General features: G+C 42.0%; 23 protein-coding genes. 17 read left to right on the forward strand and 6 right to left on the reverse strand.

The features are described from left to right. Window positions 1–61: 61 nt before the first annotated feature. The 4 genes from ACEZ3G_RS00265 to ACEZ3G_RS00280 form a co-directional block, all read right to left on the reverse strand. Window positions 62–2329 (reverse strand): aconitate hydratase, encoded by a 2268-nt coding sequence (locus ACEZ3G_RS00265; protein ID WP_432423476.1) that lies wholly within the window; start codon window positions 2327–2329, stop codon window positions 62–64. 191 nt (window positions 2330–2520) lie between these two features. Then, window positions 2521–3474: an AAA family ATPase gene (locus ACEZ3G_RS00270; protein WP_432423477.1), complete on the reverse strand. Its 954-nt coding sequence runs from the start codon at window positions 3472–3474 to the stop codon at window positions 2521–2523. Window positions 3475–3478: 4 nt separating this feature from the next. Further along, complete coding sequence (locus ACEZ3G_RS00275) at window positions 3479–4921, reverse strand: peptidylprolyl isomerase (RefSeq protein ID WP_432425124.1); 1443 nt, start codon at window positions 4919–4921, stop codon at window positions 3479–3481. Continuing rightward, window positions 4914–5786 (reverse strand): peptidyl-prolyl cis-trans isomerase, encoded by an 873-nt coding sequence (locus ACEZ3G_RS00280; RefSeq protein ID WP_432423478.1) that lies wholly within the window; start codon window positions 5784–5786, stop codon window positions 4914–4916. Before ACEZ3G_RS00280 ends, ACEZ3G_RS00275 begins: the two co-directional genes overlap by 8 nt. A gap of 292 nt (window positions 5787–6078) precedes the next feature. Between ACEZ3G_RS00280 and ACEZ3G_RS00285 the strand changes: the two genes are divergently transcribed. The 9 genes from ACEZ3G_RS00285 to ACEZ3G_RS00325 all read left to right on the forward strand — a co-directional run bounded on the left by ACEZ3G_RS00285 (window position 6079) and on the right by ACEZ3G_RS00325 (window position 13418). Continuing rightward, window positions 6079–6534 carry an SRPBCC family protein gene (locus ACEZ3G_RS00285; protein WP_432423479.1) on the forward strand — a complete coding sequence of 152 codons (456 nt, stop codon included), beginning with the start codon at window positions 6079–6081 and terminating at the stop codon, window positions 6532–6534. A gap of 14 nt (window positions 6535–6548) precedes the next feature. Beyond that, window positions 6549–6791 carry a hypothetical protein gene (locus tag ACEZ3G_RS00290; protein ID WP_432423480.1) on the forward strand — a complete coding sequence of 81 codons (243 nt, stop codon included), beginning with the start codon at window positions 6549–6551 and terminating at the stop codon, window positions 6789–6791. Between the two features lie 25 nt (window positions 6792–6816). After that, window positions 6817–7989 carry a serine hydrolase gene (locus tag ACEZ3G_RS00295; RefSeq protein WP_432423481.1) on the forward strand — a complete coding sequence of 391 codons (1173 nt, stop codon included), beginning with the start codon at window positions 6817–6819 and terminating at the stop codon, window positions 7987–7989. Further along, window positions 7970–8488, forward strand: a complete 519-nt coding sequence (locus ACEZ3G_RS00300; RefSeq protein ID WP_432423482.1) for an SRPBCC family protein — start codon at window positions 7970–7972, stop codon at window positions 8486–8488. Before ACEZ3G_RS00295 ends, ACEZ3G_RS00300 begins: the two co-directional genes overlap by 20 nt. 42 nt (window positions 8489–8530) lie before the next feature. Then, window positions 8531–9181, forward strand: a complete 651-nt coding sequence (locus ACEZ3G_RS00305) for a YdeI/OmpD-associated family protein (RefSeq protein WP_432423483.1) — start codon at window positions 8531–8533, stop codon at window positions 9179–9181. Window positions 9182–9294: 113 nt separating this feature from the next. Continuing rightward, entirely contained in the window at window positions 9295–10026 is a 732-nt protein-coding gene (gene rluF, locus ACEZ3G_RS00310; protein ID WP_432423484.1) for a 23S rRNA pseudouridine(2604) synthase RluF, read from the forward strand. 100 nt (window positions 10027–10126) lie between these two features. Continuing rightward, a complete protein-coding gene (locus ACEZ3G_RS00315; protein ID WP_432423485.1) occupies window positions 10127–11233 on the forward strand; it encodes a helix-turn-helix domain-containing protein in 1107 nt (368 codons plus the stop codon). A gap of 50 nt (window positions 11234–11283) precedes the next feature. Then, window positions 11284–11934 carry a M23 family metallopeptidase gene (locus tag ACEZ3G_RS00320; protein WP_432423486.1) on the forward strand — a complete coding sequence of 217 codons (651 nt, stop codon included), beginning with the start codon at window positions 11284–11286 and terminating at the stop codon, window positions 11932–11934. Between the two features lie 167 nt (window positions 11935–12101). Continuing rightward, the gene (locus tag ACEZ3G_RS00325; RefSeq protein WP_432423487.1) at window positions 12102–13418 is read left to right on the forward strand and encodes a carboxypeptidase-like regulatory domain-containing protein; all 1317 of its coding nucleotides are present in this window, start codon (window positions 12102–12104) and stop codon (window positions 13416–13418) included. Between the two features lie 93 nt (window positions 13419–13511). Here ACEZ3G_RS00325 and ACEZ3G_RS00330 read toward each other — a convergent pair whose 3' ends face one another. After that, on the reverse strand, window positions 13512–15707 hold the full coding sequence (locus ACEZ3G_RS00330) for a RecQ family ATP-dependent DNA helicase (protein ID WP_432425125.1): 2196 nt from the start codon (window positions 15705–15707) through the stop codon (window positions 13512–13514). 376 nt (window positions 15708–16083) lie between these two features. Here ACEZ3G_RS00330 and ACEZ3G_RS00335 point away from each other — a divergent pair, with 376 nt between their 5' ends. The 3 genes from ACEZ3G_RS00335 to lptB are packed head-to-tail and all read left to right on the forward strand — an operon-like array spanning window position 16084 to window position 18699. Beyond that, window positions 16084–17049: a KpsF/GutQ family sugar-phosphate isomerase gene (locus tag ACEZ3G_RS00335; RefSeq protein ID WP_432423488.1), complete on the forward strand. Its 966-nt coding sequence runs from the start codon at window positions 16084–16086 to the stop codon at window positions 17047–17049. Further along, window positions 17049–17906, forward strand: coding sequence for a twin-arginine translocase subunit TatC (gene tatC, locus ACEZ3G_RS00340; protein WP_432423489.1), 858 nt, complete (start codon window positions 17049–17051; stop codon window positions 17904–17906). The genes ACEZ3G_RS00335 and tatC overlap by 1 nt, the downstream gene beginning before the upstream one ends. A gap of 52 nt (window positions 17907–17958) precedes the next feature. Further along, complete coding sequence (gene lptB / locus ACEZ3G_RS00345; protein ID WP_432423490.1) at window positions 17959–18699, forward strand: LPS export ABC transporter ATP-binding protein; 741 nt, start codon at window positions 17959–17961, stop codon at window positions 18697–18699. Between the two features lie 90 nt (window positions 18700–18789). On the opposite strand, the gene ACEZ3G_RS00350 is transcribed toward lptB, so the two are convergent. Beyond that, window positions 18790–19527, reverse strand: coding sequence for a CDP-alcohol phosphatidyltransferase family protein (locus ACEZ3G_RS00350; RefSeq protein ID WP_432423491.1), 738 nt, complete (start codon window positions 19525–19527; stop codon window positions 18790–18792). Window positions 19528–19632: 105 nt separating this feature from the next. Here ACEZ3G_RS00350 and ACEZ3G_RS00355 point away from each other — a divergent pair, with 105 nt between their 5' ends. The 5 genes from ACEZ3G_RS00355 (at window position 19633) to ACEZ3G_RS00375 (ending at window position 24346) form a co-directional block, all read left to right on the forward strand. Beyond that, window positions 19633–20817: a lipoprotein N-acyltransferase Lnb domain-containing protein gene (locus ACEZ3G_RS00355; RefSeq protein WP_432423492.1), complete on the forward strand. Its 1185-nt coding sequence runs from the start codon at window positions 19633–19635 to the stop codon at window positions 20815–20817. Then, a complete protein-coding gene (locus tag ACEZ3G_RS00360; protein WP_432423493.1) occupies window positions 20814–22694 on the forward strand; it encodes an ABC-F family ATP-binding cassette domain-containing protein in 1881 nt (626 codons plus the stop codon). The genes ACEZ3G_RS00355 and ACEZ3G_RS00360 overlap by 4 nt, the downstream gene beginning before the upstream one ends. 48 nt (window positions 22695–22742) lie before the next feature. Next, entirely contained in the window at window positions 22743–23240 is a 498-nt protein-coding gene (locus ACEZ3G_RS00365; protein WP_432423494.1) for a hypothetical protein, read from the forward strand. A gap of 168 nt (window positions 23241–23408) precedes the next feature. Further along, window positions 23409–23984: a cob(I)yrinic acid a,c-diamide adenosyltransferase gene (locus ACEZ3G_RS00370; RefSeq protein WP_432423495.1), complete on the forward strand. Its 576-nt coding sequence runs from the start codon at window positions 23409–23411 to the stop codon at window positions 23982–23984. Between the two features lie 137 nt (window positions 23985–24121). Beyond that, window positions 24122–24346: a DUF2795 domain-containing protein gene (locus ACEZ3G_RS00375; RefSeq protein ID WP_013994285.1), complete on the forward strand. Its 225-nt coding sequence runs from the start codon at window positions 24122–24124 to the stop codon at window positions 24344–24346. The last annotated feature ends 23 nt before the right edge of the window (window positions 24347–24369 follow it).

Genomic DNA, 24369 nt, shown 5'->3' on the forward strand with positions numbered 1-24369 from the left:
TTCAAAACTAAAAAACTCCCGATCATCATCGGGAGTTTCTCAAAATTATTTTCGATCATTATCAAACAGCGTTTTCCCTTTTGATAACGTTCAAGGCCGAACCTTCCCTAAACCAACCGATCTGCGAGTCGTTATAGGTATGATTTACCTTAATGTTGTCTTTACTTCCATCTGAATGTACTACTTCAATGGTCAACGGTTTTCCAGGTGCAAAATCGGCTATATCGACAAAATTGAAGGTGTCGTCTTCTTGAATCAAGTCATAATCTTGCTCATTCACAAAAGTAAGGGCCAACATGCCCTGTTTTTTCAGATTGGTCTCGTGAATACGTGCAAAAGACTTTACCAATACAGCGGCCACACCAAGATGCCTGGGCTGCATGGCGGCATGTTCACGTGAAGAACCTTCACCGTAATTATGATCCCCTACCACAATAGACTTGATACCCGCGGCTTTATAGGCCCGTTGCGTATCAGGAACTCCCCCATATTCACCCGATAATTGATTCTTAACAAAGTTGGTCTTTTTGTTATAGGCGTTTACGGCACCAATCAAGGTGTTGTTGGCTATATTATCCAAATGTCCTCTGAAACGCAGCCACGGCCCAGCCATCGAAATATGGTCGGTCGTACATTTACCAAAAGCCTTGATCAGCAATTTCATACCTTGAAGTTGCTCGTTGGTAATCGGTAAAAAAGGTTCCAAAAGCTGTAGTCGCTCTGAATCAGGGTTCACAATGACCTCTACCCCACTTCCATCGGCCTTAGGCTCCAAATAACCCGCATCCTCGACATCGAAACCGTTGGGAGGAAGTTCGATGCCCATCGGTTCGTCCAACTTTACTTCTTGACCTTCATCGTTAATCAATGAATCGTTCATCGGGTCAAAATCCAAACGTCCGGATATTGCTATCGCTGCCACCATCTCAGGCGAACCCACAAAAGCATGGGTATTTGGGTTTCCATCTGCCCTTTTGGAAAAATTTCGATTAAAGGAGTGTACGATCGTGTTTTTTTCTTCACCTTTCAAATCGCTCCGATCCCATTGGCCGATACATGGGCCACATGCATTCGTAAAAATGGTAGCTCCCAAATCTTCAAAAATCTGAAGCAATCCATCACGCTCGGCCGTATATCTGATTTGCTCGGACCCAGGATTGATTCCAAAATCCGATTTCGGACTTATTTTTTTGGTGACCGCCTGTTTGGCAATCGAAGCGGCACGCGTCAAATCTTCATATGACGAATTGGTACACGAACCAATTAACCCCCAATCAACATTTATAGGCCAGCCATGCTCTTTCGCCTTAGGTCCCAACTCACCGACCGGCGTGGCCAAGTCCGGCGTAAACGGTCCGTTCAAATGAGGCCGCAATTCGCTCAGGTTTATTTCTATAAGTTCGTCAAAATATTTCTCAGGATTGGCGTATACCTCGTCATCTGCCGTCAAATGTTCCCGTATTTCGTTCGCCGCATCGGCAATATCACCTCTATCGGTCGCCCTTAGATAACGTTCCATAGAGTCATCATAGCCAAAAGTCGAGGTAGTAGCGCCTATCTCGGCTCCCATATTGCAGATAGTACCTTTACCGGTACATGAAAGGTTTTTGGCACCTTCCCCAAAATATTCGACAATGGCACCAGTACCTCCCTTTACGGTCAAGATACCAGCGACTTTTAGAATGACATCTTTGGCAGAAGTCCATCCAGAAATCTTCCCGGTCAATTTAACCCCTATCAATTTCGGGAATTTAAGTTCCCAGGCCATACCCGCCATTACATCGACCGCATCGGCACCACCGACACCAATGGCCACCATTCCCAGGCCTCCTGCATTAACCGTATGTGAATCGGTGCCTATCATCATTCCCCCCGGAAAGGCATAGTTTTCCAAAACAACTTGGTGTATGATGCCGGCCCCAGGTTTCCAAAAACCGATACCGTATTTATTGGAAACGGATTCCAGAAAATTGAACACTTCGGCACTCGTACTATTGGCACTTTTCAAATCAGCGGCCGCACCACTTTTGGCCTGTATCAGGTGATCGCAATGTACCGTTGTGGGAACGGCCACTTTTTTCTTTCCGGCCTGCATAAACTGTAATAACGCCATTTGTGCCGTCGCATCTTGACAAGCAATACGATCCGGTGCGAAATCGACATAATCCTTACCCCTAACAAATGCCTTGGTAGGCGAACCGTCCCATAAATGGGAATACAATATTTTCTCAGCCAACGTAAGGGGCTTGCCCACAATTTCACGGGCTTTGTCCACCCTTTCTCCCATTGTGGCATAAACACCTTTAATCATGTCAATATCAAATGCCATATATTCTAAATTTTTAGGTTTTGAGTTACAAACCCAAAGATGGGTTCAATTCAACGAAATTAAGAAAATACTGGGGGCAAATAAAATTTTCGTCAAATGATTGGTCACGATTTGACAAATTGACAAATGTGTAGCCATTTTTGACCGATTAATGTTTAATTCGGCAAAAAAATGTACTAAGTTCAATTAAGTCAAAGGAGTTTGCCAATGATATCCTCTTCGGAAATACCTTCGGCTTCGGCCTTGTAGTTCTTGATGATGCGATGCCTTAGGATTCCCATGGCCACGGCTTGCACATCTTCGATATCAGGTGAGAATTTTCCATTTATGGCGGCATGGGCCTTTGCACCCAATATTAGGTTTTGGGAAGCCCTTGGACCTGCCCCCCACTCAATGTACTGCCTTACAAAATCATTGGCCGTTTCAAGCAAAGGTCTGGTTCTATTGACCAATTTCACAGCATATTCGACAACATTTTCAGGAACGGGAATCCGCCTGATCAAATGTTGGACTTCAAGTATCTCTTCTGCACTAAAAAGTGCATTTACGGTCACTTTTTCATCTGAAGTGGTCGACTTTACCACTTGTATCTCTTCTGCAATGGAAGGATATTTCAGCTCGATGGCGAACATAAATCGATCTAACTGCGCTTCAGGAAGTGGATAGGTACCCTCTTGTTCGATGGGGTTCTGTGTGGCAAGTACAAAATAAGGAAGATCAAGCTTATATTGATGGCCGGCAATGGTCACAGCTCTTTCCTGCATGGCCTCCAAAAGTGCGGCCTGCGTCTTCGGAGGCGTTCTATTGATCTCATCCGCCAATATAATGTTCGCAAAAACAGGGCCCTTTATAAACTTGAAGTTGCGGTTTTGATCCAATACCTCACTGCCCAAAATATCACTCGGCATAAGATCAGGGGTGAACTGAATCCGTTTGAAATCAAGGCCCAAGGTCTGTGCAATGGTATTCACCATCAATGTCTTGGCAAGCCCCGGAACCCCTATCAACAAAGAATGCCCCCCAGTATAAATCGAGAGTAATATTTGGTCTATGACAACCTCTTGACCAACAATCACCTTTGCGATCTCAGACTTCAGGCCTGCATGCTTTTTAACCAGGCTATTTATGGCTGCTACGTCAGACATTCAATTATTCCTTAACCCAGTTATTGGCGAAATCACAGTCTTTGTTACCGTCACTAACGCTCACATAAGTATCCCTAATATGTTCTTCCATCCACTTTCTAATGGCTTTGTACTGCTTTTCGGTCTTTGCCAGTTGTTGGATCTTGATATAATCTTGGGCAAAATCGGCCTTATGCTCTTCATACCGATTGGTAATCTTCAATATCTTGTAGGATACACCTCCTCCCCGAGGGTCTTGTTCCATAATGGGATAAGAGATTTCGTTGTCCTTTAGGTTACGTACCTGATTGTAAAGCGTCGGGTCCATTTTGGTCAATTCGAACCGCGAATCAAAATTTGTAGGATTTCTCAAGAGACCGCCATCAAATTTCGTTTCTTTTTCATCTGAAAAATTTAGCGCGGCCTCGGCAAAAGTGAACTTACCGTCAAGAACGGCCTGACGGATACTATCGAGTTCTTTTTTCGCCTCGTCAAGGGCTTCTTGCGAAACTTCGGGTTGTAAAATAATATGCCTGACATCCCGCTCTTGACCTCTTATCTTTTCCACATATAGAATGTGAAAACCGAACATGGTCTCAAAAGGTTCAGAAACGGCACCTTCAGGCGTACTGAAAACCACATCTTTAAAGGTTTTATCAAAGCCGGAATCTTTGGTAATGCTGCCCAAAAGTCCGCCTTGCGATTTACTCGGTCCTTGTGAATACAATATGGCCTTGACGCTAAAACTGGCATCATTATCCTCGATATCCTGCTTGATGGCGTTCAGTTTATCGATTACCTTTTGTTTTTCCTCCGCGGTAGCCACAGGTTGCTTCACGATTTGCGAGATTTCCATCTCGGCACCAAAGATCGGCCGCTCATCCTCGGGTATCTTATTGAAGAATTGACGGACTTCCTCTGGGGTAATCTCAATATCCTCGACGATACTCTGTTGCATCTTTTCGGATAGCATACGAAGCTTGATAATTTTGTTGATGTCCTCCCTCAAACTGGCCTCGTCTTCCTTTTTATAGAACTTCAGCAGTTTCTCCATGGATCCCAATTGCTGGAGAAAACCTTGAATCTGCCGATCTGTGGTCGCCGCAACCTCATCGTCGGAAACCAAAAGACTGTCTTGAACCGCCTGATGCGCATACAACCGATCTTCCATCAGCTTGCCCAACATGCTACAGCGGTTGACACCTTCCATGGATGCCCCTTGGCTTTTTAGGTCGATAATCGTTTTTTCAATATCCGAATCCAAGATTACATGGTCACCCACAACGGCAGCAATACCATCAAGTTTTATTTTTTTGAAATTTCCAGCGGTGTCTTTCTGGACGCCTGCGTCAGCTATCAACTCAGGTTCCTGAGGTTCGATCTGGGTATCGGGAACCTCTTCAACTTCTTGGGCATAAAATGAGCCCGACACGATAAAAACCGCTAAAACATAAAATATTCTATTCATCATCAAAAACTTCAAATTCTTTATTTTTAATTGCCTCATCAATGATCTCGGTTTCAAGTTTTCGAATAAAGTCTAGTTTTCTTCGGCTGATCAAAACCTGTTTTATCGTAGGCTCTATGAAAGACAAGGGAGCGATATCGTTAGTTTGCAGTACATCGGTTATCTTGGCCAAATATACCCCTAATGCATCCTCCAATTCAAAAAATTGTGATTTTTTTAGGTACTTATCCTGATTTTCTAAAGTCAACGGCGGAATCTCATCGATTACCCTCGAGGCCCTGATCCAAATAGAATCGTTGAAGTTCAACTTTTTAAACTGTACCCCTATCGAGTCAAGATAGGCGACATCGGCCTCATCAAAATTCTTCAGTTTCTCAATGACCGTTTCTTTGTTCAAAAACTGCTTGGGAAGTTCAATGAACCTTATTTGCACCAACTTCTCCTTTAACTTGAAGTTCTCTTTTTCTTTTTCGTAAAAACTTTCCAATTGGGCTTTGGTAATCGCCGTATCGCTGCCCTGCGCCACCAATGCTTCCTTATACGCGCTTGTGTAAAGATCGGCCCTATAATTTTCTACCAATGCGTCAAATTCCGCCAACTTTTCTTCAGGCAAATTAATCCTGGACTTATTCAACAGCAATCTTTTCGATGCCCAATTGTTTATATAATTGGTTACGAATGAAGCACTATCTTCTTTCGACAATCCTCCATTCAATACGTGGGCCAAGTCTTCTTCGTACAAATAGTTCTCGCCGACCCTTGCTATGGCGGTACGCCCCTTTTCTTCCTCCCTTAGATAACTGCAGGAAGTGAACAAGGTCAAGCCAATGACAATGGCCATCACCAGGAAAGATTTGAGATACATCTGATACATCTCGCAAAAATAGTAATTCGGGCTGCTTGCACAAGCAATAAATACCATGATTAACACAATTTTAGCCACTGATTATCGCTAATCTTATAATCCTTATTATTTTTAAAAAACTTATAATCAATAAATTATATTTCATATTTCAAAATCAGGCAACCTCTTGGATTCCAACCAGGTGATATTTCAACAAAGCGATTGGCAAAAGCCCATCGAACTTCTGTCGACACAAAAAGTTTAAATGAGTTCTATTCACTAATTTAGTGGGACGATAATACAATGTAGCATCATGAGATATACTACAGAAATCGAGATCGACATACCGCGAAATGAATTTGTCAAAATTCTTGACATCCCAGAAAACATGAAGCACTGGCAGCGAGGTTTGACAGGTTACACAATACTTTCAGGAACCGCAGGACATGAAGGTTCTAAAATGGAACTGCGCTATAAATTCGGCAAACGTGATATGGTGTTGATAGAAACCATTTTAAAGCGAAATATGCCCTACGAGTTTCATGTGACCTATGATACCAAGGGGGTGCACAATATTCAAAAGAACTATTTTAAGGATATCGATGGTAGGTCCACAATATGGATTTCGGAATCTGAATTTAGATTTTCAAGTTTTTTTATGAAGGCAATAGGTTTTTTAATGCCCGGATCCTTCAAAAACCAATCGAGGATATATGCCCAGGATTTTAAGGCCTATGCCGAAAAGGGGACCTCGGTAACGAACCAATAAATTAATCATTAGCATTGCAAGAAGAAAAAATCAAACTGATATGGGACTTTAGGGGTCCGGCGGCGGCAAGAACCGCCGAACACCACGAAAAACATTTAAAGGAATACATTGTTCTCGAAAAACTTGACTCCAAAATAACCGGATGCGCCCATCTTGACGAAATGCAAAGCTTTGCTTTTATGGTGGTGCCCAAATCTCAAATGCCCAAAGTACGCGATGCACTAAAACCCCATAGGGGAGAACTTTACGATGAATAACAATGCTCACAGTCAAAATCTAAATATGGTCAGATATCTCGCCTTTGGCCTGAACGTTCTGCTTTTTTCTATTTTTTCGATTTCATGCAGCGAACAAGAACCCTACGGAAATCTACTTGACCTGGCCCTGGCTTCCGAAAATATAAATATTAGAAGGGTTATGGATAGTGTCGAACGATACGAAGTACAGATACGCTATACCCAGATCGACCGGCGAAATGACAGTATTATCTTTACCGACTACGATTTTCAGGTAGATGACCATCGCTATTTTTATCCGGCCAGCACAGTGAAATTTCCCGCAGCGGTACTGACATTACAAAAACTCAATACCATCGATTCATTGAACAAAGACAGTCGGTTCTATGTCGAAGGAGATTCGATAGAAACGACCTTCGCCAAGGAAATTTCAAAGATATTCGCGGTGAGCGATAATAATGCCAACAATCGATTGGTGGAGTTTTTAGGGCAGGACGCAATTAACGATGGATTGAAAAAACGTGGGGTTTCGCCCGTACGAATTTCACATCGGTTAGGATACCATTCAGACGATCTGGCCACAAAACCTTTGATCATTTATTTGAACGATAGCACCACCGCAATTTTTGAAGGTACGGTGAACAGCGCACCAAGACCACTGGAAATTGAAGGTGTCAAAAAGGGAAAGGGTTATATTGATGAAGATTCGCTTTTTCAAGAACCTTTTGATTTTAGCTTAAAGAACTACTATCCGATATCAGCACAACACGGCCTATTGAAACGAATAATATTTCCCGAGATATTTCCCGAGGAACAACGTTTCGACCTGAGCGTCGAACAGCGTGAGTTTTTACTTTCGGCAATGCATACCTTACCCCGACGCGTGGGATATGACCCTGAAGAATATTACGACGGATATTGTAAATTCTTGATGTACGGCGACATCAAGGAAAACATTCCCGATAACATCAAAATCTATAACAAGGTAGGCTGGGCCTATGGAACCCTTACCGACTGTGCCTACCTCGTTGATGAAAAGAATAACATAGAATTCATGCTGACTGCCACTCTTTTGGTAAACCACAACGGAATTTTCAATGACGACACTTATGAATTCGATGAAATCGGTATTCCTTTTTTGGCCGAATTGGGCCGCGAAATTCATAAATTGGAACTTCAACGAAAAAAAATAGACGACTATGGAAAACCTATCATTTGATTCGTTCACCAAAAAAATATATATAAAGACCGATGTAAATACAGTATACCAATGTTGGGCGACCAAATCGGGAATCGAAAAATGGTTTTTGCGAGAAGCCGAATATACCTCTTCACAAGGCCACCTTCGAAACCATAACGAACCTATCGAAGTCGGCGATAGCTATATCTGGCGATGGCATAACTGGAACGGTCAAGAGGAAGGTACAATATTACAGGCAAACGGAACCGATTTTTTGGAATTCTCGTTCGCCTCCGACATTTGCAAAGTATCAGTAACCCTAGAACAAAAAGATAAATCAGTGCTGGTTACCCTGATGCAATATGAAATGCCGACCGATGAGAAAACCAAAATGGAAATCTACAACGGCTGTAGTTGTGGGTGGACTTTCTGGCTAGCCAATCTAAAAGCTTATCTTGAGCACGGTATTCTGCTCAATGAGAAAGAATTCGATCTTACCGACATACCCCAGGCCGGCCATATTTATGTCAACATGTAAAGTGCATGGTAAAAATGGACCGGAATCTATAGATCAAAGCAAGTGAACAAAAAAGTAGACGATTATCTCAACAATCTTAATACGTGGCAGGACGAACAAAAAAGGCTTCGTGAACTGATACTGGATTGTGGCCTAACGGAAGATTTTAAATGGATGCACCCTTGTTATACCTATAAGAACAAGAATATTGTTCTGTTTCATGGTTTCAAGGAATACTGTGCCATTCTATTCATGAAAGGAGCATTACTAAGCGACTATAAGGGTATTTTAATCCAACAAACGGAAAACACGCAATTTGGCCGACAAATCAGATTCAAGCATATTTCGGAAATCAATACCCTTGAGCCGACGATCAAAGAATATATTTATGAGGCCTTAGAGGTCGAAAAACTGGGTTTGAAAGTCGAAACAAAAAAAACGGCCGACTTTGAAATACCCGAAGAACTGGAACAAGTTTTTAGTGAAAACCCAGATTTTAAGATTGCATTTGATAATTTGACACCGGGCAGACAGCGAGGTTACCTTTTGCACTTTGCCAAACCGAAACAATCAAAAACCCGATCGACAAGAATAGAAAAGAACATCGAAAGAATCTTCAAGGGCAAGGGATTGAACGAGTGCGTATGTGGGCTTTCAAGACGAATGCCGAATTGCGACGGCTCGCATAAGCAATTGGAGACGAAGAGTCTCTAGGGTGTTTCGGAAATTATTTCTTCTTTCAAGCCTGAACGTAATGCCTCCGTACATTCTGCATAAATGGTTTTACATGTTAGAAACCGTTAAATTTGTAGCTTCAAACATAGCTTGTGCAAGAACCAAAACGGACACGCATCAATAAATTCCTCAGTGGGGCCGGGTACTGCTCGCGCCGTGCGGCCGATGTGCTCATTGAACAAAATCGGGTTACGATTAATGGCACTGTGCCAGAAAAAGGTACCAAGATCACAGAAAACGATGAAGTAAGAGTGGATGGTATTCTGGTATCCGCCCCTAAGGAAAAACAGGTATATCTCGCTTTCAATAAACCGGTAGGTATCGTCTGCACGACCGATACCGGGGTCGAGAAAGACAATATCATCGATTTTATCAATTACCCGACACGGATCTTTCCGATAGGGCGTTTGGACAAGCCTAGCGAAGGACTCATCTTTTTGACCAATGACGGTGATATCGTAAACAAAATATTACGCGCAAGAAATAACCATGAAAAAGAGTATATAGTAACCGTAGACAAGCCTATTACCCAAAAATTTTTGAGGCAAATGGGCCAAGGCGTTCCGATTTTAGATACAGTAACACGAAAATGCCAGGTGGAAGAACTGGGCAAGTATCAGTTCAAGATTATCTTGACCCAAGGGCTCAACCGTCAGATACGGCGCATGTGCGAATATCTGGGCTATAGGGTCAAAAGGCTAAAGCGCGTGAGGATCATGAACGTCAGGTTGGACGTACCGGTGGGTCAATGGCGTAATCTCAGTGATGAAGAACTTGCCGAAATCGATCGTTTGGTCACCCATTCGCGAAAAACGCATGATTAGTTCATAATCAGGTTATTTTCATTGATTCTTGATTATCCCTATACTAAGAGACAACTTCGAGCTCCACATCATATATATTAGATATTCGATGCAATTAACTATGAGTTGGGTGATTATTTTATTCTTTTGCTTCACCATTATTGGGGTAGCGCTTTCCATACGCTTTCTATTCAAAGAAAAAGGTGATCTATTTGCAAATGTCTTATTAGGTGTATACACTTTTTTGTTCGCATTCGAACTTTTGAACAATTGCCTGCGGTGGTCTGGTATTATTTATAAACCTGGCTTTATTAATCTCAATTTTACCCACTTTCCCCTGTGGACCGTTTACGGAGCACTAGTGTACATCTACGTACGCCGAGTAGTCGATAAAACCGGTTTCAGATGGACCGATGCATTGTTCCTGATTCCCCCAGCAATTACCATCGCTCTTCTATTTCCTTATTACTCATTATCTGACGAAGGCAAAATCAAGGCATTGGAAGACGGAAATACTTATGATTATATTCATTTTCCCGATTACGGTATTTGGGTCGTTATCTCCATAATGTTTTTTTACGCTACCCTGACCTACTTTGGTTTTTGGCAAAACAAAGGGGTAGGTTTTCGAGAGAATAAGTGGCTGAGATGGTTTGTCGGATCGTACCTCGGTTTTGTCTTCATGTTCGCTCTTTATATCTTTTTGGTCAGGTTCGGCATTATGGATCCTTCATACGATTATTTCATTGATATCGTAATCGTATTTTTTATCGGAATGCTTGCCTTCTTCGGGTTCATACAACCCGAGGTTTTCGAAGGCAAATCGATCAAAGAGGCCATACCGTTCGTCAAATATAGAAAAACGGGGCTGTCAGATGGGCTATCACTTGAAATGAAGAAGAAATTGTTGCGGATCATGGAAGTACAACAGCCCTATCTCGACAATGATCTAAGGTTGGACGATCTGGCATTGATGATAAAGCTCTCGCGAAACCAAACATCTCAAATTATCAACGAGCATTTCAACTTGTCGTTTTTCGACTTTATCAACCAGTATCGCATCAAAGATGCAAAGAATCTTTTGCTTCAAAACAAGGAAGACAACAGGACCATCGGCCAAATAGCCTATGATGTAGGTTTCAATAACCGGGCTTCATTTTATAAAGCCTTTAAAAAGTTTTCCGACGGAAACCCATCGGACTATGTAAAACATACGCAAGCATCATAAATCAAATTGATGAAATACGAACTTGATCTTAAAACTTATTTTAACTACCGATGAAATCTTCCGCCAATACGATTTTCGCAATGATAATGTGCCTTTTGTTGATTTCCTCCTACGGTTGCAAAAAGGATGACAAAGATTTGTCGGCAAAGGAGGCGATAGAAAATGAAAATGTAGTGGCCGTTGGATGTCCAAAAACAGAATATAGAGATTGGAAAACTTCAGAATACGTTCTGCCCTATCCGATGGGCCAAAGTTATATGGTCACGCTCAGTCATTGTGGTGGGTCATTTCATAGCATCGACGGTCCGGATCAATTTGCAGTTGATTTTGCAATGGACATCGGTCAAACCATCACTGCCGTAAGGGAGGGTATCGTTGTACACGTCGAAGAATCGGGCATCGATGGCGAGTTTCCGAATAATCTGGTCGTGATAGAACACGAAGATGGTACTTTTGCCCAATACATGCATTTGACACAGAATGGAGCCTTGGTCGAAAAAGGCGATAAGATCGAACAGGGGCAAAATATCGGTTTGAGCGGTAACACCGGTTTGGCAGGATTTCCGCATTTACATTTCGTCGTGACCGAAAAGGGTAGCTTTCATTATCCGTATACGTCGATTCCCGTTACATTCAGAAATACATCGCCTAATGAAAGAAGTTTGGCCGCCGGATACCGATATACCGCATTTGATTACTGACCAAACAAATAAACCAAAGAGCTTGGCGCACAGTGTTCAAAGAAAATTCCATATGAGCTCGAGCCCGCTTTAAAGAATGATTAAAAATACTTTTTTAACAACATATATAATTAATAATCACTAACTTAGAAATAAAATAATTTTGCGCTGAAAAAAAATTCGATACGATGAAAACAACAATCATAACCCGTAAGAAACGTCTGATGATAACATTAATATCAGTGTTATTCATTGGTGCACTATACAATGCCAATGCTTTTTTTCAAGAAACGGCGAACCAAGACTATGAACAATACAAAGGAGAGGTCTTGGATTCAGAAACCAATAAACCATTGGTCTTTGCGAGTCTGGCCCTTGAGGGTTCCAATATTAGTACTATCACGAACACCGAGGGAGAATTCTCCTTGAAAGTACCTGAAAATATTGCACAGGGCAACGTGTCGATTACTTTTCTGGGTTATAAGAACAGATCGATACCGTTGGCACAATTTAAGAAAGAGGACAACAAGATTATGATGGAAGTATCTGTCGTACAGCTTTCCGAAATCAACTTGAGCATTCCTAAAGATGCACGTAATTTGGTGCAGGAGACTTTGGAGAAAAAAGGTGAAAATTATTTTGAAGACCCTACTGTGATGACCGCTTTTTATCGCGAGACCATCAAAAAAAGAAGAAAGAACGTTTCGCTTTCCGAAGCCGTGGTCAATATCTACAAAGCCCCGTATACTTCTGTGCGAAGAGATGCGGTACAAATGTACAAAGCAAGAAAAAGTACAGATTACAGCAAACTTGATACGGTGGCCCTTAAACTTCAGGGCGGACCTTTCAACGCTCTTTTCGTCGACCTTATGAAGTACCCTGAATACATTTTTACAGACAGGTCGATCGACGATTATATCTTTAGCTTCGACCGTTCGATCCAGGTAAATGACCAGCTTATTTATGTAATAAACTTTAATCAACGCGACGATATTGCAGACCCGCTCTATAAGGGCCAACTTTTTATCGACGCGGATAACAAAATATTGACCAGTGCCATCTATTCATTGAACATTACCGATAAAGAGGAAGCCTCAAAGCTTTTCGTTCGTAAAAAACCAAAAAATGCGAGGGTATGGCCGACCGAAGTCGCCTATCGTGTAGATTATCGCGAAAAAAACGGTCGTTGGCATTATAGCTATAGCAACGTGTTGCTAGAATTCAAGGTAAATTGGGATAAGCGGCTTTTCAATTCGGTATACAGTATGACATGTGAAATGGCCGTTACGGATTGGGAGAAAAATTTGACCAGTAATTTTCCAAAATCCAAGGAGCGGATAAAATCGTCGATTATCTTGAGCGATGAGGCCCTTGGTTTTGCCGATCCTGATTTTTGGGGCGAATACAATATCATAGAACCTGAAAAATCAATCGAGTCGGCAATAAAGAAAATTCAGCGCCAACTTAGAAGGACCCAGTCAAAATCGGGTGCAGCGGCACCATAACATCACTTTTATAACGACCAAGACTCAAAAGGCCACTTTTTACAGAAGTGGCCTTTTTCCATGTAAGCGTAAGTCTGAAGAAGGTAGTCTTTCTTAATTCGCCACCTCACTGATAAACTTCAACCGGTACAGTCGTAATTCCTCATCTTCGTATTCACCGTCAAATTCCTTTAACGCCTCTTCTACATCGTCGGTATCAGCTTCCAAAAAATATTCATGTATCTCTTCTTGTTGGTCTTCATCCAATACCTCATCTATCCAGTAACCGAGATTCAATTTGGTACCGCTATAAACGATCTGCTCCATTTCTTTTATGAGGTCGGGAATCTCCAACCCTTTTGAAGATGCGATATCGGGAAGGGGAAGTTTACGGTCTACATTTTGAATGATATATAGCTTAAGACCCGAATTCGCACCGGTGCTCTTTACAACAAGGTCTTCAGGACGGACTATCTCGTTCTCGTCAACATATTTTGAAATAAATTCAATAAAAGGCCCACCATACTTCTTGGCCTTACCCTCGCCTACTCCGTTAATATTGACCATTTCCTCCATTTTAATAGGATATTTTAAGGCCATATCTTCCAAAGAGGGATCCTGAAATACCACGAAAGGGGGTACTCCCAGCTTATTGGCCTGGGCTTTTCGAAGGTCTTTGAGTTGTTTCAAAAGTTTTTCATCGGCAACCCCCGCCTTTGCCGCACTGACAAGTGCCCCATCATTGGCCATATTGTACACATGGTCTTTCGTCATCATGAACGATGTTGGGTTTCTCAAAAAAGCTTCCCCTTTTTCAGTGACATGCAAAATTCCGTATTGTTCGATTTCCTTTTGTATAAGACCTGCAACCAATGTTTGCCTAATAAGTGCCATCCAATAGTTTTTATCCCTATCGGAACCTATACCGAAAATTTCCTTTTCGTTGGTCTTGTGCGAGGCGATCAACGCGTTTACCTTACCGGTAAGTGCCTTTACGATTTCTTTTGACTTGAATTTCTCACTGGTTTCCTTGATTGCCCTTATTAACTTGACAACGTTTTCCTTGGCCTCTTCCTTTTCTTTGGGGTTTCTTGAATTATCGTCCATATCGGCACCTATTCCGTTGATTTCGTCAAATTCTTCACCAAAATAGTGCAACATGAATTTACGGCGCGACATAGAGGTTTCGGCATAGGCAACGACCTCTTGTAACAAGGCGTTTCCGATTTCCTGCTCGGCCACGGGTTTTCCTGACATGAATTTTTCGAGTTTTTCGATGTCCTTATAAGAGTAAAAGGCGAGACAATGGCCGTCACCATCGTCCCTTCCAGCACGGCCGGTCTCCTGATAATAGCTTTCTATACTTTTAGGAATGTCGTGATGAATGACATATCGAACATCGGGTTTGTCGATTCCCATTCCGAAAGCAATCGTGGCGACAACGACATCAACATCTTCCATCAAAAACATATCCTGATACTTTGAACGGGTCTTGGCATCGAAACCTGCATGATAAGGTACTGCGCTGATGCCATTGACTTGCAAGACCTCTGCCAATTGTTCGACCCGTTTACGGCTCAGGCAGTAGATGATTCCAGACTTTCCTGAGTTTTGCTTAACGAACCTTATGATATCGGCATCGACATTCGCCGTCTTTGGTCGTACTTCATAAAAAAGATTGGGTCGATTGAACGAGGCCTTGAACACCTTCGCATCGGCAATGCCCAAATTTTTGATAATATCTTCTTGTACTTTCGGAGTGGCGGTCGCCGTCAACGCAATGATGGGAATATTTTCCCCGAGTCTATTCGAAATCGATCTCAAATTACGGTATTCTGGTCTGAAATCGTGGCCCCATTCTGAAATACAGTGGGCTTCGTCAATAGCCATAAAAGATAATGGTACCGACTGTAGAAATTCAATATACTCATCCTTGGTCAACGACTCGGGCGCGACATAGAGCAGTTTTGTAATACCGTCAAGAATATCACGCTTGACCCGTTTGACCTCTGATTTGTTCAAAGAAGAGTTCAAAACGTGAGCAATGCCTTCTTCGGAAGAAATTCCACGAATCGCATCGACCTGATTTTTCATTAGTGCTATCAACGGCGAGACAATAATTGCGGTACCTTCGTTCATCAAGGCCGGAAGTTGATAGCACAGCGACTTTCCTCCTCCTGTAGGCATGATGGCAAAGGTGTTCTTACCCTTAATGATATTCTTGATTACTTCTTCTTGAAGACCTTTGAATTTAGAGAACCCAAAGTGTTTTTTTAACGAGGCATGCAGATCTATTTCTCCAAAAGCCATACCATGTTTTGTCATTTAACCAACTTTCAACGGGCCATGACCCATAAATTTTTAATAGTCAATTTACACACTTCTGATGACTTAACTTGTACGATAGCGATAAAAAACCTAAAATCTAGAACAGTATGTCTCTTGTTCGACATGAAACCTTATAGAAAATGAGGTGTTTACTATCACATTAGATTTTTTAAAGACCGTTTTCATTGTTGATCAACAAAAGCCAATCGCAATTAATAACTTTAAATGTAAAAGAATTGCCAAGATCGAGTTCTTCAGATAAAAGATACTTTGTGTAATTTTGCTATCTTAAAGATAAGACATTCTTTTAGGAATTCAACTATATTTCCTAAAACAGTCCTGTAACCAGAAATATACTTTGAGCGACACAAAAGCCATTCTCGCATTAGCCCGTCAAACGATCCAGATCGAAAGCGAGGCCATTCAGAATTTGACGTCTTTTATAGACGAAAACTTTGCAGATGCTGTCAATGCCATTTTCAAGTCAAAGGGAAGGGTGGTTATCTCAGGAATCGGAAAAAGCGCGATTATCGCCTCGAAAATCGTTGCCACCCTGAATTCTACCGGCACTCCTGCAATATTTATGCATGCCGCTGATGCCATTCACGGTGATTTAGGAACCATTCAAGAGAACGACGTTGTTATCTGTATTTCGAAAAGCGGCAACAGCCCCGAGATAAAAATGTTGGTCCCTTTGATAAAGAGGGGCAAGAACAAACTTATCGGAATGACCGGTACTATGGAATCTTTTTTGGCACAGCAGGCGGATTATGTGCTCAATACATCGGTAGAGAAGGAAGCCTGCCCCAACAACCTTGCACCGACCACCAGTACAACGGCTCAATTGGTCATGGGTGATGCCCTTGCCGTTTGTCTGTTGGACCTGAAAGGGTTCAGCAGCAAGGATTTTGCAAAATACCATCCTGGTGGCACCTTGGGAAAACGGTTATACCTTCGTGTAAAAGATATTGCCGACAACAATCAGAAACCCCAGGTACATTTGGAAACCGATGTAAGAAAAGTAATCGTCGAGATCTCAGAGAAAATGTTGGGAGTGGCCGCCGTAATAGACCATGATGAGATAGTAGGTATTGTAACCGATGGTGATATTCGTCGAATGCTCAACAAATATGACAATATCAATGGGCTTACCGCCCGAGATATCATGACATCGAACCCTAAGATAATCCAGACCGAAGTACTTGCGATAAAAGCCCTTGAAATGATGCAAGACAATGGTATTTCGCAATTGTTGGCGGTCGATGGAAAATCGTACCGGGGCATCGTGCATTTACATAATTTGATCAACGAAGGAATTATATAATGGCAAAGAAAAAACAGACCAAGTCACCGGACGAAATGTCTTTCTTGGATCATTTGGAGGAACTCAGGTGGCATTTGATCCGTTCCACCTTGGCAGTTGTAATCATAGGGAGTGTTGCCTTTTTGATGAAACGCTTCATCTTCGATACAGTACTGCTCGGCCCTTCGTATATGGATTTTCCCACGTACCGTCTTTTTTGCGATATAGCCACCTCCATTGGTTTTGATTCCGCATTTTGTGCCGACAAACTTCCGTTTACGATTCAGAGCCGGCAAATGGCGGGACAGTTTTCGGCCCATATCTGGACCTCGATTTGGGCCGGTTTTATTGTGGGATTCCCATACGTATTATGGGAAATGTGGAAATTTATTAGTCCCGGGCTACATGATAACGAGCGGAAGAATTCACGAGGTTTTATACTTATTGCCTCCTTTTTGTTTTTCATGGGCGTACTTTTTGGGTATTACGTTGTGGCCCCTCTATCCATCAACTTTTTGGGCACCTATCAGGTAAGTGAGGTGGTATTGAACGAGTTCGATCTTGATTCATATATTGGCACCTTAAAAGCTTCTGTTCTGGCTTGTGGCATCTTGTTCGAGCTGCCTATTGTCATTTTCTTTTTGACCAAGGTTGGTCTCGTAACACCCGAAATCATGAAAAAATACCGAAAGATTGCTTTGGTCATCGTATTGATACTTTCGGCAGTCATTACTCCACCCGATGTGGCCAGTCAGATAATCGTTGCCATACCTGTTATAGGTCTTTACCAGATCAGTATTTACATATCGCAGTTTGTTTTGAAAAGGGAGGCCAAAAAAGAGGCGAAACTGGCAATGCAACGTACTAAAAAAAGTTAAACCTTGCCATATTTCTCGATAATACCCGATTTTAAAGTTTAGTTTTACAAAAATGAAGCTCAGGGCCGAAAAAATAATGAAGTCTTACCGAGGGCGCCAGGTCGTCAGAGGTATCTCTTTGGAAGTAAACCAAGGCGAGATCGTCGGCTTGCTCGGCCCCAACGGTGCGGGCAAGACTACTTCGTTCTATATGATCGTCGGACTCATAAAGCCCAATGGCGGAAATATTTTCTTGGATGACATGGAGATTACCAATTTTCCCATGTACAAAAGGGCACAAAACGGTATCGGATACCTGGCCCAGGAAGCTTCGGTATTTCGAAAATTGAGCATCGAAAAAAATATTCTGAGCGTATTGCAATTGACTAAGCTAAGCAAAAAAGAGCAGCATATGAAAATGGAATCGCTCATAGAGGAATTCGGTCTTGGTCATATTCGTAAAAATCGTGGTGATCTACTTTCCGGCGGTGAACGTAGACGCACCGAGATTGCCCGTGCGCTTGCTACGGATCCCAAGTTCATTCTGCTCGATGAACCTTTTGCCGGGGTCGATCCCGTCGCAGTAGAGGACATTCAAAGAATCGTGGCCCAATTGAAGAACAAGAATATCGGCATTCTGATCACGGATCACAACGTTCAGGAAACACTTGCCATAACAGAACGTTCATATCTCATGTTCGAAGGCGGCATTTTGAAATCAGGGGTTCCCGAAGATCTTGCCGCCGATGAAATGGTACGAAAGGTCTATTTGGGCCAAAACTTCGAACTACGCAAAAAAAAGTTGGATTTTTAAAGTTCAAACCGAACTGCCATTCGACTTAAATCCACTTATCGAATGAATATTATGAATTCTTAGGCTACACGCATTTTCACCAATGTCCATCTATTTTTTGGTATTCGGCACCAACAACGAACTCAAAATATAAAAAAGAATGATCAAGGGTACCGCCAAAAACCGCATCGTGATCAACAAAACCAAACTCACTATTATAAAAATATAACGAAGTGCATTATCCTTAAAGCTCCAGTTGTTGAACTTGAGGGCAAAAAGTTCGATTTTAGAATTCAAAAGATAACAACTCAAGATCGTCATTGCCAGCAAGAACCATTGGTTCAAAACAATACTGTTCAAAAAATCATTATTGTGGTGCAAAAGAATAAGGGGCAACGATACGATCAACAAGGCATTGGCCGGTGTCGGTAGACCGACAAAAGATGATTGTTGGCCTTCATCTAAATTAAATTTTGCAAGTCGATAGGCAGAGGCCATGGTAATCAGAAACCCTAAAAAAGGTAAAGGCGAGATATCCAAATTTTTGGCCCAAAAGATGCTTGAACCGGCATTCCACCCGCCCATTTCAGACATATTCAACAATTGAAACATGACAACACCGGGTACCAATCCGCTGGTAATCACATCGGCCAATGAATCCAACTGAAGGCCCAAATCGCTTTTAACATCCAATATCCGCGCTGCCAAGCCATCGAAAAAGTCAAAGATTATCCCCAAAAACATAAACGATGCAGCAAGTTCCAGTTGGTTCAGAACCGCAAACACGACAGCGACGCAGCCACAGAAAACGTTCATGAGCGTAATAAAGTTGGGAATATGTCTTTTCATGGATAAAAAGGTTGCATCAGGTAAAAATAGTACAATTTTCGTTCTATCGATTTGAAGACCTATTTTATTCGGATATTTGCCAACAGTCAGTCATACAGTTCAAAAATGCCATTTAAAAAACTGCTTTTTCTTCTTTGTACGGTTGCGACCCTCTTTGGTTCGGCCCAAATACCGGAACTCTCCCCACTATCAAAGATAAGTGTCTTGACGAGCGGCCCCGGTGATGTACTCTACTCCGCTTTCGGCCATAGTGCCTTTCGCGTGCAAGATCCGACTTTGGCAATCGACGTGGTCTATAATTACGGGGTATTCGATACAAGTGGTGAGAATTTTTATTGGAAATTCTCGCTGGGCAGAATGGACTATAAACTGGTGAGGCAACGTTTTGGCCCCTATTTGCAGAGTTACAAATTCGAAAACCGATGGGTCAAAGAACAGCTATTGAACCTGTCGCATACAGAAAGGAACGAGCTTTTTAAGTTTCTCGAAAACAACAACCTGCCCGAGAACAAGGTCTATTCATATGATTATTTTTCAAACAATTGTGCGACCAAGATTTGGGATGTACTACAAGAGGTTTTGGGCGAAAAATTGGTTTTTAAAGAAGATTATATTGACCAGAGGTATAGCTTTCGCGAACTTATCCATCATAATATCAATACGAACTCTTGGGGTGCTTTCGGCATCGATGTTGCCCTGGGATCGGTAATCGATAGAAAGGCAACTGCCAAAGAACATATGTACTTGCCCATTTATATATATTACCAATTGAATGCCGCCCAACTTAAGGGTCTGCCACTAGTAAGCAATACGACCACTCTTTTTGACTCCGATACCGAAAAAAACGGTCCGGGCTTTTTCGCAACGCCATTGTTTCTTTTCTTGATCATCGCCATTTTGATATTGGTAATCACCTATTCCGATTTCAAAAAGAGAAAACGAAGTAGGGCATTGGATGTTTTCATTTTATTGTTGACAGGGCTTTCGGGCGTGGTGCTGTTCTTTCTGTGGTTCTTGACCGATCATATATGGACCGTTCAGAATTACAATATTTTTTGGGCCTTCCCGCTAAATGTTTTTATGGCCTTCGTCATGCTGCGACGATCGCCGCCTCGATGGACCGGAAATTATTTTTTGCTATTATTGGCCTTGCAAGCGGCCATGCTGCTGTTCGGCATCTTTAGAATACAATATTTCAGTCCGGTACTGCTTCCACTATTTTTGGCCCTGGGAGTTCGCTATTTTTATTTATGGTATTCGTCTAAAAATTTCAAAATTCTTTCGAAGTGAACCTTGTTACAGTTGAGAACATTACAAAGTCGTATGGTGCATTGGTACTCTTTGATGAGATTTCCTTCGGAATCAACAAAGACCAGAAAATTGCCTTGATCGCCAAAAACGGTACCGGCAAAACATCGATTCTTAATATTTTGTCGGGCAACGACGTTGCCGATTCGGGCCAGGTCAATTTTCGAAAGGGCCTTCGCGTATCATACCTGGAACAGGAGCCCAGGTTAAACCCCGACCTCACCGTCGAAGAAACTATTTTTGCTTCCGATAATGAAGTGCTGCGAGTCATCCATAATTATGAAAAAGCCCTGACAAAGCCTGAAGACCCCGATGCCTATCAAAAAGCATTCGATGCCATGGAGCGCTTCGGTGCTTGGGACTTCGAAACCCAATACAAACAGATCTTGTTCAAACTAAAGCTTCAAGATCTTAATGTTACGGTCGGTAAACTTTCAGGGGGGCAGAAAAAACGGCTGGCATTGGCCAATGCCTTGATCAACCGACCCGAACTATTGATCTTGGACGAACCGACGAATCACCTCGACCTTGAAATGATCGAATGGCTCGAACAGTATTTTGCCAAAGAAAACATCACCCTGTTCATGGTGACCCACGACCGCTATTTTTTGGAACGGGTCTGTAACGAAATCATCGAATTGGACAATCGGACACTCTATTCATACAAAGGCAATTACTCGTATTATTTGGAGAAAAAAGAAGCCCGAATCGAACAGGAGGCGGTAGAGCAACATAAATCCAAGCTGTTGTTCAAAAAAGAACTCGCCTGGATGCGCCGACAACCCAAGGCACGAACTACCAAATCGAAATCCCGGATCGATGATTTTCATAGTATCAAGGAAAAAGCCAACCAAAGGCGAAAAGAGCACGAGGTACAGCTTGAAATCAATATGGAACGGGTCGGAAGTAAAATTCTTGAACTGCATAAAATTTCGAAATCCTACCCCGACAAACCCATTCTCGACAAATTCGAATACGTTTTTACCAAGGGGGAACGCGTAGGCATCATCGGAAAAAACGGTACGGGAAAATCGACTTTTTTAAATGTCATTACAGGTGCTGATCGACCCGATTCGGGAAAGGTCGTCGTTGGCGACACCATCAAATTCGGATACTATACCCAAAAGGGAATTGCCGTAAAAGAAGGTCAAAAAGTTATCGATGTTATTCGCGAATTCGGTGATTTTATCCCGTTAAAAAAAGGAAGGCAAATTTCGGCACAGCAACTGCTCGAACGTTTTCTTTTCGATCGTAAAAAACAATACGATTTTGTCGATAAGTTGAGCGGTGGCGAACGCAAGCGACTTTATCTCTGTACGGTACTTATCCAAAACCCGAATTTTTTGATTCTTGACGAGCCCACTAATGATCTGGATATCGTTACCTTGAACGTTCTCGAGAATTTTTTGCTCGATTTTCCCGGATGCCTCTTGGTCGTATCGCACGACCGCTATTTTATGGATAAGATCGTAGACCATTTATTCGTCTTTAGGGGCAATGCCGTCATCGAGGATTTCCCAGGAAATTATTCCGATTTCAGGGCCTACGAAGACAGTGCCATTATCGAGTCAAGAGAAGAACGAAAAGTCGAAAAAGAATCGAAAACAGTCAAAAACGGCTGGAAAAATGAGGAAAAAAGACAAAAATTGTCGTATTTGGAGCAAAAAGAGCATAAAACACTCGAAAAAGACATTCATAGCCTAGAGACCAAAAAGGAAGAAATACAGACAAAATTTGCCGAAGGAAACCTGACCGGTGAAGAAATCGACCAACTCGCTATCGAACTCAAGAAAATTTCCGATAAAATCGAAGAAAAAACAGAACGATGGTTCGAACTTTCGGCCTTATTGGAGGGGTGAAACGAACAACTCTCCATACAGGCGATTACCTCAATCAATAGAATACTTTTGTACAAAATTATAGCATACCTGAATTTCCTGTTTTCTTCTACCAACCAGCACGGTGTCCACTCCCCTTTTGTTTATGATTATGTTACCAAATGTCTCTATGCACGACAAAAATTTAAGGTCTCAAAAGCCGAAAATGTGCTGTTCAAAAGTATGGGCTACTTCAATGTGAAAAACATCTGGATTTCCTCAGGATCAAAACCGCTACAAAAGAAAATACAGGCCGAACATCCATCCATTCAAATTAATCATGGACCGTACGATCTTATTTTTATCGATGCCCCGCATCTTGAGGAAAGCTTTAACTTTCTTTTTGAAAATATACACAACAACAGTATGCTGCTGATCGGTTCCATTTATAAGAACAAGCCGTGCACCAAGCTCTGGCAGATGGTCAAGGACCATGAGAAAGCACGTGTGACCATAGATATGTACCATTGTGGTGCGGTATTCTTCAGAAAAGAACAAGCTTCCGAACATTTTAGGATTCGGATTTAATCCCTTAATTTTAAAAATCAATCCTATCGTGATGGACTATTCGATTTATATTATTGCCGGGGGCCTTTTTGTCGCCTACGTTCTTTTTTCAATGGTAACAAGGGGGCGTTCGAAACGAAGAAAGGGTAAATCGTTTCTGGAAAACTATAAACGAAAGGACAAAAGGCAATGAAAATATACACCAAAACAGGCGACAGCGGCACGACTGCTCTTTTCGGGGGAACCCGGGTCAAAAAATATCACTTGCGCATAGAAAGTTATGGCACCCTTGACGAATTGAATTCATGGTTGGGTCTAATTCGTGACCAAGAAATAGATTCGCGCACAAAACAGAACCTGGTATCGATCCAAAAAAACCTTTTTACCATCGGTGCCATATTGGCGACCGATCCCGAAAAGGCGGTGCTTAAAAATGGGAAAGAACGCTTGAACATACCCAAAATTTCTGAAGGCGATATTACCCTTTTGGAAAAGGAAATCGATTCAATGAACGAAACTTTGCCACCAATGACACATTTCATTCTTCCTGGCGGTCACACGACCGTGTCATACTGTCATATTGCCCGTACGGTATGCAGACGTGCCGAAAGGCTTGCTTCACATCTTCACGAAAACGAGCCTTTCGATTCGAAGGTACTGTCATTTATCAATAGGCTTTCCGACTATCTCTTTGTCTTGGCACGAAAATTGTCAAAGGATTTAAAAGCCGAGGAAGTGAAATGGATTCCCGAGAAAAAGGTCTAATAAATTCCACATTTCTTCGTTATCAATTTGTTAATGCAAAAATAATGTTGATAAAATAGTCGAAATACTTTGCTAAAAAGTTGGCTGTTTGCTTTAAAAAATTACTTTTGCAAAAATTTTAAAATCAAACTATTACGATGTATTGGACATTAGAATTAGCATCTTATTTAAGTGATGCGCCATGGCCAGCCACAAAAGACGAATTGATCGACTACTCGATCCGTACCGGTGCCCCTTTGGAGGTTGTCGAAAACCTTCAATCCATGGAAGAGGAAGGCGGCGAGATATACGAGTCCATCGAAGAAATCTGGCCTGACTATCCTACCGAAGAAGATTACCTCTGGAACGAGGATGAATATTGATAACATTACGATAATTGAATCTA

It is taken from the genome of Meishania litoralis (genome assembly GCF_042611095.1).
Lineage (GTDB): Bacteria > Bacteroidota > Bacteroidia > Flavobacteriales > Flavobacteriaceae > Meishania > Meishania litoralis.

Bases quoted from the DNA above. Each gene is read 5' to 3' on its own strand.
- ACEZ3G_RS00265 (WP_432423476.1), bottom strand. From the start codon at position 2,329: ATGGCATTTGATATTGACATGATTAAAGGTGTTTATGCCACAATGGGA.
- ACEZ3G_RS00270 (WP_432423477.1), bottom strand. From the start codon at position 3,474: ATGTCTGACGTAGCAGCCATAAATAGCCTGGTTAAAAAGCATGCAGGC.
- ACEZ3G_RS00275 (WP_432425124.1), bottom strand. From the start codon at position 4,921: ATGAATAGAATATTTTATGTTTTAGCGGTTTTTATCGTGTCGGGCTCA.
- ACEZ3G_RS00280 (WP_432423478.1), bottom strand. From the start codon at position 5,786: ATGTATCTCAAATCTTTCCTGGTGATGGCCATTGTCATTGGCTTGACC.
- ACEZ3G_RS00285 (WP_432423479.1), top strand. From the start codon at position 6,079: ATGAGATATACTACAGAAATCGAGATCGACATACCGCGAAATGAATTT.
- ACEZ3G_RS00295 (WP_432423481.1), top strand. From the start codon at position 6,817: ATGGTCAGATATCTCGCCTTTGGCCTGAACGTTCTGCTTTTTTCTATT.
- ACEZ3G_RS00300 (WP_432423482.1), top strand. From the start codon at position 7,970: ATGGAAAACCTATCATTTGATTCGTTCACCAAAAAAATATATATAAAG.
- ACEZ3G_RS00315 (WP_432423485.1), top strand. From the start codon at position 10,127: ATGAGTTGGGTGATTATTTTATTCTTTTGCTTCACCATTATTGGGGTA.
- ACEZ3G_RS00320 (WP_432423486.1), top strand. From the start codon at position 11,284: ATGAAATCTTCCGCCAATACGATTTTCGCAATGATAATGTGCCTTTTG.
- ACEZ3G_RS00325 (WP_432423487.1), top strand. From the start codon at position 12,102: ATGAAAACAACAATCATAACCCGTAAGAAACGTCTGATGATAACATTA.
- ACEZ3G_RS00330 (WP_432425125.1), bottom strand. From the start codon at position 15,707: ATGGCTTTTGGAGAAATAGATCTGCATGCCTCGTTAAAAAAACACTTT.
- tatC (WP_432423489.1), top strand. From the start codon at position 17,049: ATGGCAAAGAAAAAACAGACCAAGTCACCGGACGAAATGTCTTTCTTG.
- lptB (WP_432423490.1), top strand. From the start codon at position 17,959: ATGAAGCTCAGGGCCGAAAAAATAATGAAGTCTTACCGAGGGCGCCAG.
- ACEZ3G_RS00350 (WP_432423491.1), bottom strand. From the start codon at position 19,527: ATGAAAAGACATATTCCCAACTTTATTACGCTCATGAACGTTTTCTGT.
- ACEZ3G_RS00355 (WP_432423492.1), top strand. From the start codon at position 19,633: ATGCCATTTAAAAAACTGCTTTTTCTTCTTTGTACGGTTGCGACCCTC.
- ACEZ3G_RS00370 (WP_432423495.1), top strand. From the start codon at position 23,409: ATGAAAATATACACCAAAACAGGCGACAGCGGCACGACTGCTCTTTTC.
- ACEZ3G_RS00375 (WP_013994285.1), top strand. From the start codon at position 24,122: ATGTATTGGACATTAGAATTAGCATCTTATTTAAGTGATGCGCCATGG.